The 20,156-nt window shown below is 44.6% G+C and carries 25 protein-coding genes and 1 pseudogene; 5 read left to right on the top strand and 21 right to left on the bottom strand.

Annotated elements, in window-relative coordinates:
* Window positions 1–225: 225 nt before the first annotated feature.
* Window positions 226–1,251 carry an AraC family transcriptional regulator gene (locus tag L1D37_RS00555; protein ID WP_239846484.1) on the top strand — a complete coding sequence of 342 codons (1,026 nt, stop codon included), beginning with the start codon at window positions 226–228 and terminating at the stop codon, window positions 1,249–1,251.
* A gap of 99 nt (window positions 1,252–1,350) precedes the next feature.
* Here L1D37_RS00555 and L1D37_RS00550 read toward each other — a convergent pair.
* A pseudogene (locus L1D37_RS00550) lies at window positions 1,351–1,530 on the bottom strand (hypothetical protein); the annotation flags it as partial.
* On the opposite strand from L1D37_RS00550, the gene L1D37_RS00545 reads away from it, so the two are divergent.
* A complete protein-coding gene (locus L1D37_RS00545; RefSeq protein WP_017632410.1) occupies window positions 1,520–2,671 on the top strand; it encodes an MFS transporter in 1,152 nt (383 codons plus the stop codon). The pseudogene L1D37_RS00550 and the gene L1D37_RS00545 overlap by 11 nt on opposite strands.
* Before the next feature lie 107 nt (window positions 2,672–2,778).
* On the opposite strand, the gene L1D37_RS00540 is transcribed toward L1D37_RS00545, so the two are convergent.
* The 3 genes from L1D37_RS00540 to L1D37_RS00530 form a co-directional block, all read right to left on the bottom strand.
* Window positions 2,779–3,120 carry a helix-turn-helix domain-containing protein gene (locus L1D37_RS00540; protein ID WP_017632411.1) on the bottom strand — a complete coding sequence of 114 codons (342 nt, stop codon included), beginning with the start codon at window positions 3,118–3,120 and terminating at the stop codon, window positions 2,779–2,781.
* Between the two features lie 154 nt (window positions 3,121–3,274).
* Window positions 3,275–3,619 (bottom strand): winged helix-turn-helix domain-containing protein, encoded by a 345-nt coding sequence (locus tag L1D37_RS00535; RefSeq protein ID WP_076651188.1) that lies wholly within the window; start codon window positions 3,617–3,619, stop codon window positions 3,275–3,277.
* Between the two features lie 230 nt (window positions 3,620–3,849).
* Window positions 3,850–4,743, bottom strand: a complete 894-nt coding sequence (locus tag L1D37_RS00530) for an AraC family transcriptional regulator (RefSeq protein WP_132763437.1) — start codon at window positions 4,741–4,743, stop codon at window positions 3,850–3,852.
* 50 nt (window positions 4,744–4,793) lie between these two features.
* Between L1D37_RS00530 and L1D37_RS00525 the strand changes: the two genes are divergently transcribed.
* On the top strand, window positions 4,794–6,191 hold the full coding sequence (locus L1D37_RS00525) for an MATE family efflux transporter (protein WP_239846483.1): 1,398 nt from the start codon (window positions 4,794–4,796) through the stop codon (window positions 6,189–6,191).
* Between the two features lie 102 nt (window positions 6,192–6,293).
* On the opposite strand, the gene L1D37_RS00520 is transcribed toward L1D37_RS00525, so the two are convergent.
* Together L1D37_RS00520 and L1D37_RS00515 are read right to left on the bottom strand one after the other, a co-directional pair.
* Window positions 6,294–6,689 carry a nitrous oxide-stimulated promoter family protein gene (locus tag L1D37_RS00520; RefSeq protein WP_017060975.1) on the bottom strand — a complete coding sequence of 132 codons (396 nt, stop codon included), beginning with the start codon at window positions 6,687–6,689 and terminating at the stop codon, window positions 6,294–6,296.
* A gap of 2 nt (window positions 6,690–6,691) precedes the next feature.
* Window positions 6,692–7,207, bottom strand: coding sequence for a GNAT family N-acetyltransferase (locus L1D37_RS00515; RefSeq protein ID WP_239846482.1), 516 nt, complete (start codon window positions 7,205–7,207; stop codon window positions 6,692–6,694).
* Between the two features lie 97 nt (window positions 7,208–7,304).
* Between L1D37_RS00515 and L1D37_RS00510 the strand changes: the two genes are divergently transcribed.
* Window positions 7,305–7,514 (top strand): DUF2986 domain-containing protein, encoded by a 210-nt coding sequence (locus tag L1D37_RS00510; protein WP_239846481.1) that lies wholly within the window; start codon window positions 7,305–7,307, stop codon window positions 7,512–7,514.
* 115 nt (window positions 7,515–7,629) lie between these two features.
* Here L1D37_RS00510 and L1D37_RS00505 read toward each other — a convergent pair whose 3' ends face one another.
* The 9 genes from L1D37_RS00505 to L1D37_RS00465 all read right to left on the bottom strand — a co-directional run bounded on the left by L1D37_RS00505 (window position 7,630) and on the right by L1D37_RS00465 (window position 14,335).
* On the bottom strand, window positions 7,630–8,553 hold the full coding sequence (locus L1D37_RS00505) for an ABC transporter substrate-binding protein (RefSeq protein ID WP_239846480.1): 924 nt from the start codon (window positions 8,551–8,553) through the stop codon (window positions 7,630–7,632).
* A gap of 2 nt (window positions 8,554–8,555) precedes the next feature.
* The gene (locus L1D37_RS00500) at window positions 8,556–9,431 is read right to left on the bottom strand and encodes a metal ABC transporter permease (RefSeq protein ID WP_065206162.1); all 876 of its coding nucleotides are present in this window, start codon (window positions 9,429–9,431) and stop codon (window positions 8,556–8,558) included.
* Window positions 9,431–10,165 carry a metal ABC transporter ATP-binding protein gene (locus L1D37_RS00495; RefSeq protein WP_239846479.1) on the bottom strand — a complete coding sequence of 245 codons (735 nt, stop codon included), beginning with the start codon at window positions 10,163–10,165 and terminating at the stop codon, window positions 9,431–9,433. Before L1D37_RS00495 ends, L1D37_RS00500 begins: the two co-directional genes overlap by 1 nt.
* Window positions 10,165–11,100 carry a zinc ABC transporter substrate-binding protein gene (locus L1D37_RS00490; protein ID WP_239846478.1) on the bottom strand — a complete coding sequence of 312 codons (936 nt, stop codon included), beginning with the start codon at window positions 11,098–11,100 and terminating at the stop codon, window positions 10,165–10,167. Before L1D37_RS00490 ends, L1D37_RS00495 begins: the two co-directional genes overlap by 1 nt.
* 16 nt (window positions 11,101–11,116) lie before the next feature.
* Window positions 11,117–11,713: a hypothetical protein gene (locus L1D37_RS00485; protein WP_239846477.1), complete on the bottom strand. Its 597-nt coding sequence runs from the start codon at window positions 11,711–11,713 to the stop codon at window positions 11,117–11,119.
* The gene (locus L1D37_RS00480) at window positions 11,710–12,045 is read right to left on the bottom strand and encodes a hypothetical protein (protein ID WP_017062543.1); all 336 of its coding nucleotides are present in this window, start codon (window positions 12,043–12,045) and stop codon (window positions 11,710–11,712) included. Before L1D37_RS00480 ends, L1D37_RS00485 begins: the two co-directional genes overlap by 4 nt.
* A gap of 115 nt (window positions 12,046–12,160) precedes the next feature.
* On the bottom strand, window positions 12,161–12,997 hold the full coding sequence (locus L1D37_RS00475) for a DUF4198 domain-containing protein (protein WP_017062544.1): 837 nt from the start codon (window positions 12,995–12,997) through the stop codon (window positions 12,161–12,163).
* Window positions 12,998–13,115: 118 nt separating this feature from the next.
* Window positions 13,116–13,634, bottom strand: coding sequence for a DUF2271 domain-containing protein (locus tag L1D37_RS00470; RefSeq protein WP_239846476.1), 519 nt, complete (start codon window positions 13,632–13,634; stop codon window positions 13,116–13,118).
* Between the two features lie 71 nt (window positions 13,635–13,705).
* Window positions 13,706–14,335 (bottom strand): PepSY-associated TM helix domain-containing protein, encoded by a 630-nt coding sequence (locus tag L1D37_RS00465; RefSeq protein WP_239846475.1) that lies wholly within the window; start codon window positions 14,333–14,335, stop codon window positions 13,706–13,708.
* A gap of 343 nt (window positions 14,336–14,678) precedes the next feature.
* On the opposite strand from L1D37_RS00465, the gene L1D37_RS00460 reads away from it, so the two are divergent.
* Complete coding sequence (locus L1D37_RS00460; protein WP_239846474.1) at window positions 14,679–14,999, top strand: hypothetical protein; 321 nt, start codon at window positions 14,679–14,681, stop codon at window positions 14,997–14,999.
* 130 nt (window positions 15,000–15,129) lie between these two features.
* On the opposite strand, the gene L1D37_RS00455 is transcribed toward L1D37_RS00460, so the two are convergent.
* Genes L1D37_RS00455 through L1D37_RS00430 form a run of 6 tightly spaced genes read right to left on the bottom strand, consistent with a single transcriptional unit; the run spans window position 15,130 to window position 20,049 of the window.
* Window positions 15,130–16,308, bottom strand: a complete 1,179-nt coding sequence (locus L1D37_RS00455; RefSeq protein ID WP_239846473.1) for a BTAD domain-containing putative transcriptional regulator — start codon at window positions 16,306–16,308, stop codon at window positions 15,130–15,132.
* Window positions 16,305–16,925: an energy transducer TonB gene (locus tag L1D37_RS00450; protein WP_008219721.1), complete on the bottom strand. Its 621-nt coding sequence runs from the start codon at window positions 16,923–16,925 to the stop codon at window positions 16,305–16,307. Before L1D37_RS00450 ends, L1D37_RS00455 begins: the two co-directional genes overlap by 4 nt.
* Before the next feature lie 19 nt (window positions 16,926–16,944).
* Entirely contained in the window at window positions 16,945–17,349 is a 405-nt protein-coding gene (locus tag L1D37_RS00445; protein ID WP_004739212.1) for a biopolymer transporter ExbD, read from the bottom strand.
* Window positions 17,346–17,906, bottom strand: coding sequence for a MotA/TolQ/ExbB proton channel family protein (locus L1D37_RS00440; protein ID WP_010429842.1), 561 nt, complete (start codon window positions 17,904–17,906; stop codon window positions 17,346–17,348). The genes L1D37_RS00445 and L1D37_RS00440 overlap by 4 nt, the downstream gene beginning before the upstream one ends.
* Window positions 17,906–19,282, bottom strand: coding sequence for a MotA/TolQ/ExbB proton channel family protein (locus tag L1D37_RS00435; RefSeq protein ID WP_239846472.1), 1,377 nt, complete (start codon window positions 19,280–19,282; stop codon window positions 17,906–17,908). Before L1D37_RS00435 ends, L1D37_RS00440 begins: the two co-directional genes overlap by 1 nt.
* Window positions 19,282–20,049: a DUF3450 domain-containing protein gene (locus L1D37_RS00430; protein WP_239846471.1), complete on the bottom strand. Its 768-nt coding sequence runs from the start codon at window positions 20,047–20,049 to the stop codon at window positions 19,282–19,284. Before L1D37_RS00430 ends, L1D37_RS00435 begins: the two co-directional genes overlap by 1 nt.
* Window positions 20,050–20,156: the final 107 nt, after the last annotated feature.

The raw sequence follows: 20,156 nt of genomic DNA, 5'->3' as shown, positions 1-20,156 counted from the left end.
AGACGCTCCAATGTGCAACCCATCAAATTACAACATTTTGATAACATATCGAACAGGTTTCAAAAAGACAAAAACCGGTGATATTCGGACACAGCTCAATCAGACCTTGTAAAACCTTGCACACATCAAGCAAAAGTTTGAACAAGCTTAGGAAAGTGAGAACAAGCAACAGGCGTAAATGTTAAAAGTTCGGTTAAGATGACGATATTCAACAAGAGGCATCCTATGGAATACACCGCAGTCTACGAACCCGATATGCAAGCATTCGGTATTCTTGACCTTCAACTACTGCATCGCTATATGTCACCCGCGCTTAATATCGAAGCGTTGTTGGAAGGCAGTAACATTGATGACCTTCAGCTCAACACGCCAGACACGCACATTACCTTGGCGCAAAAGTTGGCGGTATTTAGCAATGCACTAGCGAACAGTGATGAAGACGGTTTAGGGTTAAGAGTCGGGCAACAAGCACGGTTTAGCGACTTTGGTGTTCTAGGTTATGCAGTCTTCAGTAGCGAAACGCTATTAGATGCTTTATTGATTGGATTTAAATACCTGCAACTTGCCGGACCGGTACTTAGAAAAACTATGTCGGTAGAAGATAACGTTGGGTACTTTAGAGCAGAACAGCTGATCGACTTGGACTCTCTGCTGCCATTTTGTTGCGAATATTGGTTCGCGGCAATTCAAAGCCTGTGTGAAGAAGTCCTGCAACAGCCCTTTCCATCCCAAGTGATCCGCTTCCCTTACCCGAAGCCAGAATACGGTGACCTCTATACCGAGATTTTCCGTTGTCCTGTTGAATTTAATAGTGACCGCCTTGAATGGCAGTTTGATGCAACCAGCTTGTACTCGCCTCTTCCTACGGCCAATACCATCACGTTACAGATGTGTCTTAAATCATGTGATGACATGTTGGCAAAAGTCAGTGCGTCCACCAGCCTTAAAGAAAAGGTCTCGCAAATGCTGCTTGAGAGACCAGGAAGTTACCCATCGATAGAATCTATCTCTTCAGAATTGGGGATGTCTTCTCGCACACTGCGTAGACACCTTAAAGCGGCCGATACCAGCTATCAGAAGATACTCGACCATGTCCGCTTTCATCTGTCTCGACACTATCTGTCTTCGACCAAAATGAGCATTGAGGAGATCTCTGAGCGTGTGGGATTTTCAGATAGCGCGAACTTTCGTCATGCCTTCCGTAAGTGGAGTGGAAGCTCGCCACACCAATACCGTAAAGAGGCGGTCTAACAGAAAATCACGCATTTAATTAAATTTTGGTCGCAGGAATTATTATGCTGTCGCCTTATCTATTAAATCACCGATGAACAAAGGTTTAACGGCTTTTTGACCACATAAAATCTCGTGAAATAACCAAATATCGCAACGGTATTTTAGTTTCGCTAGTCGATAAATTTCTTTTATCTTAACGACCATTTTTATTCGTTTTACCCAATTCAGTTTCTCCCCCATAGTCGCGGAAAATTCATCGTTTCTTTCACTATCGGAGGCTCCTGCATTGGACAACATCCAACCAACAACTCGCATAACCGTTCCAGTTATTGCACTGTCTTTCTACGCGATCGCTTCAGGCTACTTAATGAGCTCTTTGCCATTAATGCTGTCTGAATATGGCCTAGACAGTAATCTATCGAGTTGGTTGGCGAGTGCCTTTTATGCAGGTCTTCTAGCGGGTACGTTATTGATTGAGCGCGCCATTGCTCGTATTGGTCATAAAGACGCATTCGTAGTGGCACTGAGCGTGTTCATTGCAACGATCCTTGTATTACCATTGATTCCACATCAAGCAGTATGGCTATTGGCTCGTTTTGTTGCTGGTGTGGCGGTAGCAGGTATCTTCGTAATTGTTGAATCATGGCTTATGAGCGGTGACGAATCACAGCGTGCTAAACGCCTAGCGATTTACATGTGTTCTCTGTACGGCGGTTCTGCGGTTGGTCAGCTAGGTATTGGTTACCTAGGTATCACTGGTGGCGTACCTTTTATTGCGATGTTCACTCTGCTATTTGGTGCGATCATTGTGCTGATGTACGGGCAAGCGACTCCACCACAGATCCACGATGCTCAGTCTTTATCTCTAAAACAAGTCAGCAAGTTAAGCCACAGCGCTTTAATCGGCTGCATCGTTTCTGGGCTTACACTGGGTGCTATTTACGGTTTAATGCCAGTAGAGCTTGCTCAACGTAACATTGCGCATGAAGACATTGGCGGTTTGATGGCTTTAGTGATCATGGGTGGGATGGCTGTACAGCCGATGGTGACGTGGTTATCTCACCATGTAGGACAAGTGTTGTTAATGGCTTTGTTCTGCCTACTAGGTGTGGCAAGCATTGGTGTACTAACGATCAATCATGACTTCTACGTACTAGGCATGAGCCTATTCGTGCTAGGCATGGCGACGTTCGCACTTTACCCAATTGCAATTAACTTGGGCTGCCGTAACTTAGATCCAAGCTACTTGGTGTCAGTGACTCAAATCATGCTGCTTTGCTACAGCATCGGTTCAGTTGCGGGTCCAATTGTGGCAGACAGCTTCATGGATTCTCAAGCAGGGTTATTCACTTACCTGTTCGCGTCTCTGCTAGCGACAACGATCTACATGCTGATCGCAAGCCTAAAACGCTCTCCACTACAAATCGCTGGCGAATAATCAGTTCTAATCACGTAAGGTTGAACGATACACTGAGGGGCTCTTCACCAAAGACGATAAGTCTCAAGGAAGCGCCCTTTTTTATACGCGATACTTAGTGGTGAACACTATGGTTGAAACACATAGCCTTCTCCCGTGATCGTTAAGATCAATCCATCACCAAGAATTGAGCGTATCTCTGAAATAGCGACAATCACCGAAGAGTTAGTGACCTTCTCACCTTCCCAACCGATATTTTTTAACTGGCGGACACTGAATAGTTGTCCACGATGACGATTCATAGAGAGAATCATTTTTCTGTAAGCTAATGGCATCGTTCCAACGATATAACCATTTTCCAGATTGCGTATGAGCTTTGTGTTCAGCTCAATAACCTTTCCGTTTACCTCCAATACCTCGTTTTGTTCTACACGTTTACCTTCAATTACAGGGGAAGAGTCCGTATTCATATAATATTCCCTAATAGAGCAACCAACGACACAACTTTATTAAGAGATGTGTTTAATAACGTCACTTATAAATGGACGCTTAAAATCGAAGATAATGAAAGCAGCGTATACGGTAAAGAGATTAAATTTTTATTATAAGAATATGAACAGAATATCAACAGCAGGGTCTGGGCTCTAACAAATAGCCTTCATTCGGTATGGTATAGATGCATTTACAGTCTATCATTCTGCGAATTTCATAAATGGCAACAAGCACTGAAGCGGATGTCACAGACTTACCAGGCCACCCTACGCGCTTGAGAATATTCTTGCTGATGACCACGCCTTTGTTCTGGTAAAGATAGAAAAGTACCTTACGGTGTGGTTCAGATAGCGTCCCGACGATTGACCCGTTCTCTTCCTTTCGGACCAATTTCGTTTTAGTATTCACTTCTCGCCTGTTAAGAACGATTACCCGTTCAGAACTAAAGTCCGGCATGTCCGTTATATCTTGTGGCATCACTTACCTCTTATTTTGTGAATCAGCCATACCGATTTGCATAGGCATGACCATAAAAGTAAGAGAAAAGTACATAACCCCGATCGTTAACAATACAGTAAATCTACTGCATTCTTCAGTTATCAGACATCGTAAATGAACACTGTTTTATATTGGATTTTAAGTTAAATTTCGGCCGAATATCAGACACATTTCTACCGACCTTTTACTTTGATTTTCAGATCAATAAGTTAGCGTGTCAGGCGGTGGCTTTTACGATATTGGCTCGGAGATAATCCAAAATGCTTCTTAAACCGATGTGAGAAGTTATATGGGTCTTTATAACCCAGACGATTGGCTATCATCGACACCGACCAATCTTGTTGCTTCAACAAACTGGTCGCTTTGTCCATTCTCAACTGAATCAATTTACTGCGCGGAGAAACATTGAACAGCGACTTCGTGACTCGATTTAACTGCTCTTCACTAATAAACACACGCTCAGCCATGCCTGCTACTGTCCACGCTAAATGTAGACTGCTTTCGATTTCGTTGTATAACGCCTGAACACGTGCCGTGGTGCTGGTCGATTTAGGTTCAAACCCTGTTAACGTGCGAATGATTTCGCTCATCAATAGCTTTCTGTAACTTGCCCTACCACCAATTTCAAAGTGAACCAAGTTCATCAGCGACCAGATTTGTTCGCACTCGCCGAAAGGGACAATGCTCTGACCTAAACTCGCGATATGTTGCCACTGTGGGGTATCAGGCGTCAGCATCCACGCCATTTTCCAATAATTATATTGAGGATCGAGTTCAAAGCGAAATGGGGTTCCAGCAGGAAGAACCACCAGCGTGTATGGCGTAATCGCTTGTACTGAGGTTGCGGTGGTTAGGATTCCGCCCCCTTCTTGCGTAAAAATCAACGTATGAACATTGACAGATTCACGTTCAACCCAATACGCGTCATGCAGCTTTGCCATACCACCCATATAGACACCACAGCTTTTCATCTCTGGGATATCTTCAACGGTCAAAAAACGTTCTTTACATTGTTCCGCGAGAAAAACATCATCTTGCCACGTTGATTTAGGCTTCATGGTATCAATGACGGATTCGCACAGGTTTTGTTGTTTTTTAAACATGTTGTTACTTCGCTCAAATCACTATAGTTCTGCCATAAATCGGAGAGCTTATGACAACTAACATCAACCCTAACTCATCTATGAATAACAAGCCAGAGAGCATCTTACCTCGTATCGTTAAACTTGGTTTGCCTGTTGCTTTGCAAAGCGCACTGGTTGCTATTCTTGCCCTTGCTGACGTGTTAATGGTCAGTGATTTTGGCATGGAAGCAGCTGCTGCTGTGGGAATTGCATCAAAATGGCACTTCGTTGCTATTATGATTATGGCAGGGTTGGCCTCAGCAAACGGAACATTAGTCGCTCAATATTGGGGAAAGAACGACCGTAAAAGCGCGCGCACAGTATCGTCTATCGCGATGGTATTTGGCTTAAAAGTTCTGCTGCCTGTGACTGCAATCATCACTCTTGGTTCCCAGTTTTTGATGATGTTGCAAACCAGCGATCAAACCGTGATTAAACTTGGCGCAACTTACCTTTGGTATGGATTCCCAGTTCTGCTGCTGACTCACATTGTGGTCGTGGTAGAAGCAAGCATGCGCTCATCAGGTGACACCGTAACACCACTATTACTTGGTGCGGTGACCATTGCTCTTAACATCGCACTTAACTTCGTGCTCATCAAAGGTGCCTTCGGTATTCCGGCGATGGGTGTTGCAGGTGCGGCATTGGCAACAACTTTGGCGCGCTTGATTCAAGTGGGCTTGATGTATGGCTACATGCGTATGCGTAACCACTGGCTGTTAACCACGCCGAGTTCACCGCATCGTCCGTCATTGTGGTTGTCTTACCGTCGTATTGCTCTGCCATTGACCATGAATGCCGTTTTATGGGCAATGGGTACCATGGCTTACCAAATGATCTTTGGTCATATGGGCACAACGGAGCTCGCGGTATTCTCAATGCTCGCGCCTTTTGAGTCGCTGTGTTACTCGATATTCTTTGGTATTTCTGTAGCGTGTTCAGTGTTGCTTGGTCACTCACTCGGTCGAGATGAGTTTGATGACGCTATGAGTATGGGGCTGACCTTCATCAAAGCCGTGATTGGTTTTGGTGCGGTTGTCGGTTTGATGCTGTTTATGGGTAAAGAGCATGTTCTATCATGGCTAAACCTGACCACAGACGCTTTATACCCGCTCGCTTCGCCAGCGATGATGATCATGTGCTTTGCGGTTGTGATTCGTATGCTCAACATGGTGATCATTAACGGTATTATTCGTGCTGGTGGTGATAATGCGTTCTGCCTTCGCATGGATTTCATCGCAATGTGGATGGTGGGCATTCCAGTATGTGTTTACGGCGCGTTTGTCGCTGGATGGGACTTCAAATACATCTATGGACTGATGTTAGTAGAAGAAGTCGTGAAATTAGCCATCTGTTCACACCGTTACCTGAGCAGACGCTGGATCAACAACTTAACCGTGACCTACGAAGAACCACAAGCGGCTTAACCTCATCAAGCTAACTGCCCTCTGAACAATAAGATAGAAAAACAAAAAGGTCTGAGAAATCAGACCTTTTTCGCTTCTTCAGCAACAACTTTAAAGCGCAAGTTACTTCTTATTCATTCGAATATGGCGGTTCGACACATTCGGCAATGGCTTTTCCGGCACTTTTCGTTTTTCATGAATCAGATGCCTGATCGCTAATATCGGATGCTTAAGTAGCATTCTTGGCCCGGCATAGCGCATCACCAATCGCATTTGCTCTTTCGGATCCGGTTTATAGCAATGAATTGGACACTTGTTACAGGTCGGTTTTGCTTCGCCATAAGGACATCTATCCAACCGTGTTTCGGCATAACGCAGCAGCTGCTCACACTCCTCACATAACGCGTTATTCTGACGAACCTCACCGTGGTGATCTTTGCAATAGATGTGCACCATCGCAATAACGGTTTTGTACTCCGTTGCCAGCTCGCCTTGTAGAATATTGTTATGTTGGAACATGTTTAATTACCTAATGAGAAACCGTACAAGTTGAGATTAACGCTTTCGCTTATCACATCTTCAACTCGCTCGAACACAAAGCCTAACTTAGTCAGTAGTGCGATGCTTCGAATGTTATCAGAGGTTGTGATGGCAACTAAATGATCGATATCAGCATTCTGCTTAGCTTGTTCAATTATCGCCTCCGCTGCTTCTTGGGCAAAGCCTTGACCATAAAACTCAGGAACAAACCCGTAACCAATATCATGCGACTCTAGGGTGTCTCTTTTTATTAGTCCGCAGATACCAATTGGCGTTGAAGTCTCCTTGATTTCAACCATCAACAAACAAACACCCTTCTCTTCGTGCATCTTAAGAATGTTGTTTTCGATGTACTCGACAGCCTTGTCAGTGTCGCTGATTTCCTTATCACCAATGTAACGCAGGAAATCTTTTGAGCTGTATAATCGTTGAATAAACGCCGCATCTTGAGGTGTGATCATTCTTAATCTTAAACGTTCGGTCTCGACTGCCTGCATAGTGATATTTTCCTTGCTGAATACCATGTAAATATTGAGTTCTAGAGCTAAAATGATTATCCTCCACCGCCTAAACTAAATACAAGGCTATGCAGCAATGAACCGTAAGAAAAAAATCAATCAAATTCTAAAAAAGAAGCAGAAACAGGCGAATTCTAAACTGCATAGTAGCAACAAGCCTCGCTACATTTCTAAAGCTGACCGTGCAAAAATGGAAGCTGAAGAACAAGCGAAAGCAGCTCAAGAGCAAGCTGAAGGTGCCGTAGAAACAACTGTTGAAGCTGAAGAGACAAAAGCTGCAGAGTAAGTTTATACTCGCAGTCCTCTTGTCTGACACTCTTTTCAGAGCCAACAGGCAAGAACAAAAAAAGCAGCCTTTATTTGGGCTGCTTTTTTGATCCTACCATTTGTAATCGCGCTGATTAACCTTTGAATGGCTGCACTTCCCAACGGGCAAACGGCGCTTTTCCATTAATCCCAGCTCTACCCCAACGATCAACAGAATCCACCACTAAGATACGCTCATTCGGTACCAATGATTTAATCAAGTTACTTGGCTTTTTCGCTGTAACTAACCATAGAGCATCGTCTTCTGAGAACATCTCTTTAAGCTTGGCTTTGTCTTCGTCTGTCCACTCAAGCTCGGCTTTGAACATACGCTCTTCAACAAACAGTTGACTGCCAGACGCAAAATCTTCCAAGCTTTCTGAAAGCAGCAATACTGAATCTACGTCGTTATCCAGTAATACTGCTTGCTGCTTGTTGATCAGTTCACGAACATCCAACATCACACGTTGTAAGTTGCTATCAATCGTTTCAGCTTGCGCAGGCCACAGCAACTTAAAGTCGTCAGCCACAATCGCCGCCATACGCGTTAAGTTGGTCGGGTTTAACCACGCGTATTTAGACACATCACCATTCGACAATGTAAGTGCTGCAACACCTTGTGCACGCGGTGTTATCGCTTGAGCCGCATCTACTTCAACCAAACGGATATTGCCTTGTCTTGCGTAGACAAAGGTAGGATCCGCTTGCCAGATCGATGACAACGTTACCGCAACGGTCGCCTTTTCACCCGATTGAAGCACTTTACTCGCACCCTTGGTACCAAACCAATTCGGCAGACGGTCAATACCGTAGCGCTTGGGTGGTAAATATTCGGTCGTAATGTCCGTGCCTTTGGTTAGCTCTGTCGCCAATGCATAAGTCACTGGTGTACTGGTTAGAATGTCTTCTGCATTCACGTTCAGTGACATCACAGAACCAGCCATTAATACACTACCAAGTACACTCACTTGAGCCGCTGCTTTTACTGAGCTAGCGATACGATTCATTAAACAAGTCATGATTACGCCTTTCTTACAATTCGGTATAGCGTTGCTGCTAGGAAAAACGTCGCAGAAACGATGATGATTGACGCGCCCGATGGCACTGGCAGTTTTAACTCCATAGGCAACACTGTTCCAACCAAACATGCGATGGTTGCGAGTAATGCCGACAGCAGTACAAAGCTTCCCATACGTTTAGTCAGCAATCGAGCTGTCGCACCTGGAATCAGCAATAACGCGCCAACTAAAACTGCACCCACGATCTTCACGGCCGCAATTGTCACTAAGGTGATCATCATGACAAACAAGTAATCGTAAAAGCTGGTGTTGTAACCACGAACCTTAGCAATATCAGGGCTGATACAAGTCAAGAGAATGCGGTTGAACGTCGGTATCAAGAGCAAGATGATGATCGCGCAGCTACCTGCAAGAATCGCTAAGTCTTGGTCTGTTACGGTAAGAATCGAGCCAAACAGTACGTTTTCAAGCATGTGGATGTTGATCTTACGCGCTACGTACATCAGTAACGCCGCGCCAACTGCTAACGCTAACGCAAGGAAAACACCCACTAAGGTATCGTATGGTACGTTGGTTCTGTTTCTTACAAAGTGAAGAAGCAGAGCGAAGATCATACAGAAGCTAAACAGGCCAATGATTGGGTTTTCTGGCGGCTCACCAAGCAAAACACCAATTGCAATACCGGTTAATGCTGCGTGACCGACAGCCTCTGAGAAGAAAGCCAGACGCTTGGCAATCACCAAAGTACCCAGACCACCTAACAGAGGACCAAGTAGTAACGCTGCAACCAAAGCATTGACCATAAAGGCATACATGAAACTGTCTGATAACCAGCCCGCTTCCACACCACTAATGGCAAGTTGTCGTAACCAATCCATTACGCAACCTCCTTCGATTTGGTCATGGCAGAGCCACTGCTGTAGTGCTGGAATAGGCTCTCGATTTTACTTGGATGTAAGACTTCTTCGTGTGGGCCACTATCCACCAAGAATCGATTCACAACATGTACGTTCGCTTCAAGTCGGCGCACTGCCGTCACATCGTGGTGTACCGCAAGAATCGTACGACCTTCACTAACACATTCACGAATCAGCGATTCAAGATAACGAACGCCCTGCTCGTCCATACCCGTGGTTGGTTCATCTAAAACGAGTAGGCTTGGGTTATCCAGCAGTGCTTGGGCAAACAACACACGTTGCTGCTCACCACCGGACAACTGTCCCATGCGGCGGTCGCTACGTGTCGCCATGCCAACGCGATCTAATTGTGCGAGTGCAAGATCCAATTGCTTAGATTTACGACGCCAGAACAACGGGATTCGCGTTTGATTAAGCAGTACGAAGTCCATTACCGTCAAAGGTAAGCTCGACTCGAAGGTCGCTTTTTGCGGGACGTAACCAATGCTCGGCTTTTCTGGCCAGTGAATATTGATTTGACCAGAGAAAGACGTAAGACCAAGTACAGAGCGCAGCAAAGAAGTTTTACCACCGCCGTTTGGCCCCATGATCACATGACATTCACCCGCTTTAAGTTCGAGCGAGATATCATCAAGAATTACGTTGTTGTCGTATTGCAGACCGAGTTTATTAATTGAGATTGATGGACCTAACATTATGCGTTCCCGCTTTTAGCTTGGTTCGCCGCCGCAAATTTCATGGCTTCAATTAGCGTTTCAAGGTTCTTCTTCATCTCAACTTCTACTTTATCGTCTTCGTATTCGCCGTGCGTCATGTGAGAAAAACGGTAAAGCTGAACGCCTGTTTCCGCTTCAATCGTGTCAACAAAACGGTTTGGCATGTTTAGCTCGTAGAACAGAACATCAATGCCTGATGCGCGGATCTTCTCGATCGTCTCTTGCAGCTGGCTAGCACTTGGTTCAACACCGTGTGCCGGCTCGATTACTGCAGCTACATCCACACCAAACTCTTGAAGGATGTAGCCATAAGCATTATGTGTAGTCGCGACCTTCATACCTGATGTATCGAGTTCGCCCAGTGACAGCATCGCGTCACGCTTCATAAAGCGGAATTGCTTAGCGTACTTACGCGCGTTCTTGCGATAAAACGCAGCGTTGTCTGGGTCGAGCTTAGAAACTTCACTGGCGATGGTGTAAACCTTTTGAATCGTTGTCGAAAGCCCCACAAAGGTATGCGGGTTTACGGCACCTTGACCAACAGACTGACCAAGAGCAGGAAGCAGAGGCACTTCTTTGTTTGCTTCGATCACCACTAAGTCATCACGTTGCGCTGCTGAAATCACTTTAAGCGCGAAGTCATCGTGACCAATACCGTTTACAACGATTGCATCCATCTGGCTTAATCGCTTTAAATCATTGGGCTGTGGTAAATAGTTATGTGGGTTGAAGCCTGCGTCAACCAAAGGAAGAATGTTCACTTTGTCTCCTACTACGGCTTTCACGTAGCTGTAGTAAGGCTGAAGCGTGATACCAATCGTCAGCTTGTCGCTATCGATCTCATATTCTTTTGCCAATGCATTAGGTGCCATGAACACCGCTAATAACGACATGAACAGAGTCATAATTCGCATAGTAATTCTCTTATTATTAGTGAGCATCGCTTTCATGATGCTGTTCAATTTCTGATTCGTTCACAACCATTTTCCAACCAGTAGACTCAAGCGTGTGTTGGTCAAAAGTAGCTGGCTGTTTCGCTACACCACCCAAGAAGATCCAGATTTCAGGAGAAACGCTGTTCGCGTTTAAAATAAAGGAATCCGCAGAACCATGATCGGTTGGTTTAGCTTGTTCACTTGGTGTCGCAGATTCACTTGGAGCAGAGAAATAGTAACCACGCTCATCCAGTACCCAAGCATGAGAGCCTTTGCGCTTCCAACTCTGATCTTCTACAAACGGGGCAACCCATTCATCTTTAAGTGATGCAACACTCGGCCACTCACCGTCTGAGTCCATGCGCAGATCTCGAATTTCTTCATGAGCTAAACGCAGCTCTGATAGCATCGCCAAGTTTTCTTGTTCAACATCAGTCACAAGAATTTGATGATCAAGCACTGCGTTAACGTGGGATTCTGCCTGATGAAATGGGATCACGACGGTTGCAAAGCAAAGGATGAACACAATGATCAGCCCTACCCATTTGCCCTCTCTGCCGCCCGTATCAGCACGTACGCTTTGAATCATCATTTTTCGCTGATCTCAACAACATCAACTTCAACGGGAAACTCATGGCCTGAATCGAACACAAGGTAGAACTCAGTGTCAGGGTGTGGGAATTCAACGATAGAACGTTTATCTGTCATCTCTTTTGCAATCAAGTTGTCTTCGTAATCGTACATCTCAACCGCGTAATCAATCGCTTTGCTGCCATCCGAATAACCCGCTTCACAAGCAACGGTCTTGCCTTCAAACCAGCAGCTCATCAGAGGAAAGTGTGCTTGCGCAGGTAATGCAGCGAAACCAAGTCCCAGTGCTAAGCAAGGAGTCATTAAAGCGTTAAGTTTTGTTTTTATTGTCATGGTTCGTACCCTAGCCACAGTGCAAATTCTCAGAAGTAAACTGAGCGATAAAGGGCTCAAATGAGCCCTTAAGTTTTTTGGTTCTTAATCAGGGCTCTAGCCCCGATATCACAGACTATTGAAGCAGTGCTTCGAACGTTAGGTGAACGTTCGCGCTTGCTTTGTCTGCCAGTGGGTTGTCAATCAACTCACCTTTGTAGTTCGCTTTCATCACGTAACGACCTGCTACGTCTGGAGTAAACGTGATTTCACCGTTCTCATCACTCACCACATCAATCTGCTCTTGGTGGTTGCGGTAAAGCGTACCTTCACGAGTAATCTCGGCTTTCACGTCTTTCTGGATTTCACCGTTGTAGAAGAACTGGAATGTTACTGGTTCGCCTTCAACGATATCTGAAGGGTGCGTCACAGGCTTCATTTCAAGAAGCTTGCCTTCAATTTTGAACACCGAATCCGTTGGCTTACCTACTGTGATGTAGCTTTCTGCGCGAGTGAAGCTGATCTGCGTTACCACGTCACGTGACTTTTCAGGCAGAACAGAATCACGCTCGGCTTTGTTTGCTTTAATCCATTTCACCGTGTCACGGCGACCGGCCTTGTATTGCGTGTAGTAAGACGGCTGGTTGTTGATCGCCACTTTGTGTGTACCTTCTTCTTCAAAATAGAAGTCGAAGATTGAACGACGCTTGCCACGAATAACAAAGTTAGGACGCTCGCTGCGACCATCAGGCATGATGACATGCGCATTTTCGCTGCCAGCAGGCTTATCAAAAACAAACGTACCGTGAGACGCAGTAACGTCGAACGTTAGCCAATCACCACCTTCTTTAGATACAGTGAAGTGAGACGGCAAAATCCAACGTGGGTGAGCTTGTGCCGTTGTAGTTGCAGCTAGGCCGAATGCCATCACACCCGCTAGAGCAAGTGCTTTGATTTTTGTCTGTTTCATCATGTTCAATTCCATTATTTATAATTGTTAGCCGTGTCGCTCTATCTGAGCCTACGATGACCACTGTCTATTCTGTTCAGCTTGGTTTTAGTTCGTACTTACTAGTTACTGTTCGCACTTACTATTTAACGATGTAGTTCAGGGTGATTTCACCCGTCTCTTCCGTTGCTTTTAATTCGTAAGATGTGTTTGAATCTGTGAGTGATACTTTTTGGCGAAGGTAGTTACGGCCACCGTGTTCGCGAACCACTTCAATATGAACCGTGTATTCGCCTTGTTCTAGCGTTTCACCGCTGTCGCTCTTGCCATCCCAAACGAAACGGTACTGACCAGCAGGACGTGTTGCAGACGTCACAGCATCAACCAGTTCACGATCGTAACGGCCAACCTTTCTCCACCAGCTACGCAGATCCTTAAGCCATTCGTCTTTACCGACCCAAAGCTCGATGGTTTTCACTGACTTTCGTTCGCTATTCTCTACCCACACCGCCACATAAGGACGTGCATACATAGAGGTATCAATCTTTGGAAGCTCAAAGCTGACATCCAGTTTTGCCGTATCAGGAATCGCTTGTGCCATACCTAGGCTTGGCAAAAGAGATAAAGCAAGAAGCGCCTTGCTCCAGTTCATTTTTTTCATTTTTAACAACCTTTTAAATCCGTTTAACCTTAAGTTCGTTCTTAAATCCGATTCATCAATCGAATCAAGCGTTAAGGCACGGCGACAAAATAGATAACTAGTGAGATTGCAGACCCAAACACCGTCCATTTGATGGAAGTATTAAGTGTCTTTTTCTTCGGTAACAGTAAGCACACGCCAGTAAGCACAAAGAAGATCATCAATAGCGCAGTGATATCGATAAACCATTTCCATACTTCACCGCTGTTACGACCTTTATGTAGATCGTTCAACAATGCGATAACGCCGTAATTCGTGGTTTCGACTTCTACAAATTCAGACGGGACATCAACAAACACGGAAGCGTTGTAGCCTGGTCCCTTGAAGTCCATGGATACCTCACCGATGAGCAACTCACCGTCTTCAATCTCTGCGTAGATGTCCAAACCTGAAGGAACGCCGGAGAGGTTGGCTTCTTCAAACAAAAACGTTTCAAAGGCTGTCTCGTCAGCCTTTAAACGTCCGTCTTGGACCGTAAATAAACTTGTAGGAAGCGTTAGCGTAGAGCGTTGGATATTGGGTTGGCTTGATTCAAATAACTCAGGTCGGTTCAGAGTGATACCTGTCACTGAGAAAAAAAGAACCACGAACAGAAGTGCCATAGAAATATAAACATGAAGTCGACGAGCCCATGACTGAACCGCCCTACTTTTTAACGACATATAAACCAATACCTATAAATTTTATGGCGACAATTTAGTTGATAATCATTCGTATTGGCATTCAATTTACATTGTTTACGTTTGCCGAGTAGCGTAAGGAAATTTACATAACATTACATGAGAAGTAATCGAACTGTATGCATATTCTTGCTAACGTGTACTAAAGGGATTTGATTCGTTCTATTAGAGGTTATCGATAACAGGGTCAAAACTCAAAAAAGCTCAATCTCAACACGCTTGATTGAGATGGGTTTAAGGTAACAGTTGTGGCTTTAAGGATAGAAAGTTGGGACTATTTGATCACTGGTTTGATGATAGCTAATGAAGCTTAAAAGGATTTGAAATGCGTATTTTTGTTTTGGCTTTTGCTGCGCTAGCGACGGCGTGTACCAGCCAAATAATCAACACGGAAGAACATATTCAACAATACATCGGTTCAGACATAACCGATGTACAAGAACGTTATCTCACCGAACGGTCACGCCCTATCAGTTTTTGGGCGTCTCGAAACTATGCTTGGATTGAAACCAAGAAGCCGTTAGACAATGGTTATACAGTACACGCATTCAAAAACCCTTATCGTGACTGCACTATTAATTGGGTTGCTGATACCAGCGGCGTGATTCAAAGTGCGACGTCCCGCGGCACAATGTGCGAGCCTTAGTCGACACACTGGAAAGATAATCATTAAAAAGCTATAACCGCCAAAAATTAAAAAGGGTGTCATTTGAACCATCAAATGACACCCTTTTCTCTATATTACTTTCTCTTGTCTTCTGTTGTGCTATTAGCAGTTAAACGTTGCCGTTATCACTCACTGTTCTTAGCTGAGTCAGATATTTAATCCAACCTTTTGCTTCAGAAGAAGGCTCAATGTTGTTTGCACGTTTCGCTTGAGCCAGAGCATTATCAAGATTCTTTAGCTTGTACCATGAACGTACTTTCGCTAAAGCAACATCGGCTTGCTTGTTCTTGTCTTTCACTTTATCCAAAACAACCAGAGCACGATCGTAGTAACCTTGCTGAACCAGTAACTGAGCCACATTCCAATGATATTGCGTGTCTTTTTTAGACGCTAACGTCCACACTTCAATAGCACTGTCCCACTCTTTCGCTAACTGCCAGTAGGTTGCTTGCTCAGCCAGAAGTTGAACATCGCTATTCGCATCATCTAACTTAGCGATCTCTTGTGCTGCACGCTCTGGAATACCACGTTTAGCATAAAGCTGAGCCAATAGTCGGCGGTCTGAGTTTTTCAGCTCAACACCTTGTAGATCAGCCAGCGCTAGTGTGTTCAATGCATCGCGGTTGCGCTCTAGTCTTAACTGAATACCCACAAGTTGACGCCACCAGTTGTCTTTTTCTGGCTGAAGTTCAATCAGGCTTTCCAGTGTTGGAATAGATTGCTTCCATTGCTTTAACTGTAGTTGCGCACCCAGTTTTAGCGAAAGAGGTGACAGTTCTGATTTCGCATTGAACTTGTCACGATTACCAATCGCTACTAGTACTTTTGACCATTTTTCGATTTGGTATTCCGCTTGTGCAATTCGCATCCAAAGCACGTCTTTCTTTTCTGCCTCTGGCGCTGTTTTTACTAACTCGTAGTAATGTGGAAGCGCGTTTTTGAACTGTTGATCGTTTAATAACAGATCAGCAAGCATACGCTTCGTTATCCAAGCTTGTTCATCCACCAGCAAATTGGTATCGACGGCGTATGTAAGCTGCTTAATCGCCTTATCGGTTTTGCCATCTTGCCAGTAAAAAACACCCAGCATACGAGCTACGTACGCTTTGTCGTAGCCCTTAGAAAGATCTAAACCTGCAAGTACGTCAATGGCCTGTTTAACCTGTTCATCTTGAGCAAGCTTATGCGCCTTTTGAACACGAATAGCAGTATATTGGGTTAGCTCTTGTGCCTGTGTTGTAAGGGGCATTAACAACAAGCCCACTAATATCCATATCTGTTTCATCATTTTGCCAACTTAAACTCTAGTTTCACGGTTTGACCAACCTGAGCGATCGCTTTTCCATCGACGACTTTCGGTTGATATTTCCATTTTTTAAGTGCTCTCATCGCTTCACGTTCAAACATACGACGTGGGTTTGCGTCAGTGACTTGAATGTCAATTGGGCGTCCCGTTTCATCGATAGTAAAAGACATAATCACATGGCCTTCAGCTCCACGCTTAAGTGCTTTCGCTGGGTAACGAGGCTCTACTCGATACAAAGGCATTGCCTGTTGGTTTGACCCAAAATCAGAGAATGTAGGTGCGTTAATCGCTAAGCCATCAATGGATGTATTCAAATCCAATGAAGGTAAAGAAGACATCGAATTCAAAGGCGTAACTTCAGCTTGTGACTGAGATGTTTGCGCTTCCGGTGGCGGCTCTGGCATTTCTGGTTTTTCCGGAACTGCACGTTGTCTTCTTTGAACTTCTTGTTCTTGTTCCACCATCACCATATTGAAACTCAACGTCTCGCTATCATCCGGTGAACGTTGGTGACCATTATCGACCATCCAAGCCATGAAAGAAAACAGAGCTAAACCCAATGCACCCGCGAGCGGTAAAGCAAGAAATAGGCGAATCATTTATGAAGATCCTCCAAGATCATCGCTTATCAGCCGCAAGCGCAATGTTTTTAACACCTGCACCTTTCGCGGCATCCATCACTTTAACAACGGTACCGTTGTAAGCGTGTTCATCCGCTTGAATAACCAAAGAAGCATCAGGTTGTTCTAACAACAAGTGCTCTAGCGTTGCTTGAACACGTTCAACATCAACGACACGCTTATCAATGAAAATGTCGTTCGCAGAAGTAATCGCAACAAAGATGCCCGCATCCTTTTGGCTTACAACGTTAGAAGCTTGCGGGCGATTGACTTCAACCCCTGATTCACGAACAAATGAACTGGTCACAATAAAGAAAATAAGCATGATAAAGACAATATCAAGCATCGAAGTAAGGTCTATTTGAGCCTCTTCGTTTTTAGAATGACGTCGACCGAGTCTCATCGTTGACTCCTTAAAGATTTTTCTAATTTTAATTCTAAGCGGTTACATACTTTCGCTAAGCGAGCGTGCACGAACATACCCGCTAACGCTGCAACCATACCTGCCATGGTAGGCAGTGTTGCTAACGAGATACCTGAAGCCATCAATTTAGGGTCACTGCTGCCTTGTGTCGCCATGACATCAAAAACAGAGATCATACCGGTTACGGTACCTAACAAACCCAACATCGGACAAATAGCGACTAACAGCTTAATAAAATTCAAGTTTTGGTTAAGCAAGATACTCGCTTGCCCTAACCAACCTTCACGAATGGCTTTGGCGTGCCAAGAAGAGTGATCTTCTCTTTCATGCCATTTCGCTATCCAAGCTTGGCGTTGCTTAGGAAAGTAAAACGCAAGATAAAGCACACGTTCTACCACAAGCACCCAATACACTAGGACAACAGCCGCTAGCCACCACAGGACGAAACCGCCCTGCTCCATAAAGCTTGATAAAGACAGCAGCCAGTCACTCGTTAACCAACTCGCTGGTAATAGAGAACCCGACAAAATATCCATTACGCAGCAGTCCCAACTGGTGAAACAACAGCGTTTGATTCAACGGTCTTTTCAGCTTGCTCAGCTACAAGACCAATACCTTGTTTTTCAAGAATATTGCGAATGTTCTCTGCTTGAGTGCTAAGAATGTTGTGTGCCAGTAGAAGAGGCATTGCCGCAACCAGACCAAGTACCGTAGTGACAAGCGCCATCGAAATACCACCCGCCATTACTTTAGGGTCGCCATTACCAAACTGTGTGATCACTTGGAATGTTTCGATCATGCCGGTTACTGTACCTAAAAGACCCAACATTGGTGCTAGTGCCGCCAATAGCTTAAGCATCGATAGGCCTTTCTCTAGGTGAGTCTGCTCATCAACTACCGCTTCTAAAAGTCGCAGCTCTAATGCTTCAACCGTTTGGTTTTGTTCTTTGTTGTACACCGCAAGAACACGGCCTAGTGGGTTATTACCCGCTTGCTCAGGGTTCTTAAGTTGCGCACGGATTTTCTGGCGTGCGATAGCTAATGAAACACCACGAACTAAGGCGATGATTAGACCAATAGCTAGTAGGCCAAGAATCACTTTACCAACCACACCACCCGCTTGTAGGCGGTCAGTTAAACTTGGCGTAAGTGCTAATTGCTCCAACATAAACCCGCGAGAAGGATCGACAACCACGTTAGATACTTCACCATTCGCTAACGAAGAAAGTGACGCTAACGTTGGACCATTTTGTGGTTGCTTAAGATAAGCGATCGCATCTTCACGCTGAGTGTTCCAGCTTACATAGCCTTGCTCTGTAACAAGACCAATCGAACCTAGGCGGTAAGCGTCAACCTTATTTGTATTACCTTCACCATTAATGAACGCAATTTGAGATTTGCTAAGCTCAGAACTCGCTTGAATCTGCTCAACCATGCTCATCCACAAACCTGAAAGCTGTGGCATTGATGGCAGGGATTTAGCATCGATAATTTGGTCAACGGTCGCTGTGTGCTCAGCGCGATCAACGCTATTTACTGTTGAGCTAAGCTCTGCGCCTAGTTCTTTCGCGTTTTGACGAACGACACCGAATAACTCACCAAGGCTACCCGTTTCTAAACGCAATTTTTCTTCTAAACGAGCAAGCTTGTTTTCGTTGTCGCTGAAGGTTTGAGTAAGAACGTCTGTTGCGTTTTGAACCGATGTACGTTTCGCTTCAAGCTCTGCTTTGATCGCTTTAAGCTCTTGTTCAGTCTTTTTGAAGTCCGCTTCACGAACTACGTTATGAGAAGCTTGAGTACGGTTCTCTGATTTTGCTTTGTTAACGAGCTGAGCCGTTGAGTCTGAAGCTGAGAAAGCAGAAAATGAAAGTGATGTAATGCAAAGCAATGCTGCTAATGGTTTTAAGTTCATTACTTAACCTCCGCAACAGTTAAAGAAACAGGTAAAGTAATCAAGCTTGGAGCAGCTTGTTGGCCAGCAATATCGTACGCTTTATCTAGCTCTGACTTCATAGAAGAATCAAGTTCTTGCCATTGAGCTTCTGTTTGATTCCAAGCCCAGTATTGGCTGCCATTTAGGTTACGAGCAACCAAAGAGATACGACCTAGGTGCAGAACATCTGCCTCGATTGTTTTATCACTCGCCAAAGCGACACGACCTTGGTAAACACCCAGCTTAATGCCGTAGTCCATCTCGATTTGGTATGCCTCTAGGATGCGACGGTATTTCTCAGCATCACTTACGTCAGCACGAGTCATCATTGCTTGTAGCTTTTCTACTCTTTCTAGACGCTGTTCTTTCTTAATCGGCACGTCTTTCTCTACCAACCGTTGAAGACCATCGATCATTTGATACATCAATGGCACGACACCTTGGCGTGTGTATTTGATTTCTTCGATCTGCTCTTCAATGCTTTGAGCTTCTTGGTTTTGGCTCTCAACTAATGCAGCAAGGTGATCGTGATAAATTTCTAAGTTTTTAACTTCTTCTTGCAGACGCTCAATCTCAGCTTGCAGCATTAAAGTCGCTTGTGAGCTTTTATCAATAACCTTTTGACTCGAAGCCGACGCGTTATTGGTCTTGTTTTGAATTGATTGAGCTTGATCCAAGCTGTTTGCCATAGAAGACGTTGCAACCAAACTGATGGCAAGCGCTAGGCTAGATTTTAAAAGATTCATAATTGTAGTCATTTACTATAAGAAGAAGGTCAAATGAATTTTATTGATAAGCACTCTCATTATCATTAAAAGTCACTCACATTACTAGGGATATTTTATCAAATAGC

Source organism: Vibrio sp. Isolate33, assembly GCF_022397895.1.
Lineage (GTDB): Bacteria > Pseudomonadota > Gammaproteobacteria > Enterobacterales > Vibrionaceae > Vibrio > Vibrio pomeroyi.
Note: the sequence above shows the minus strand (reverse complement) of the source record. Positions and strands in the feature narration are given on the sequence as shown.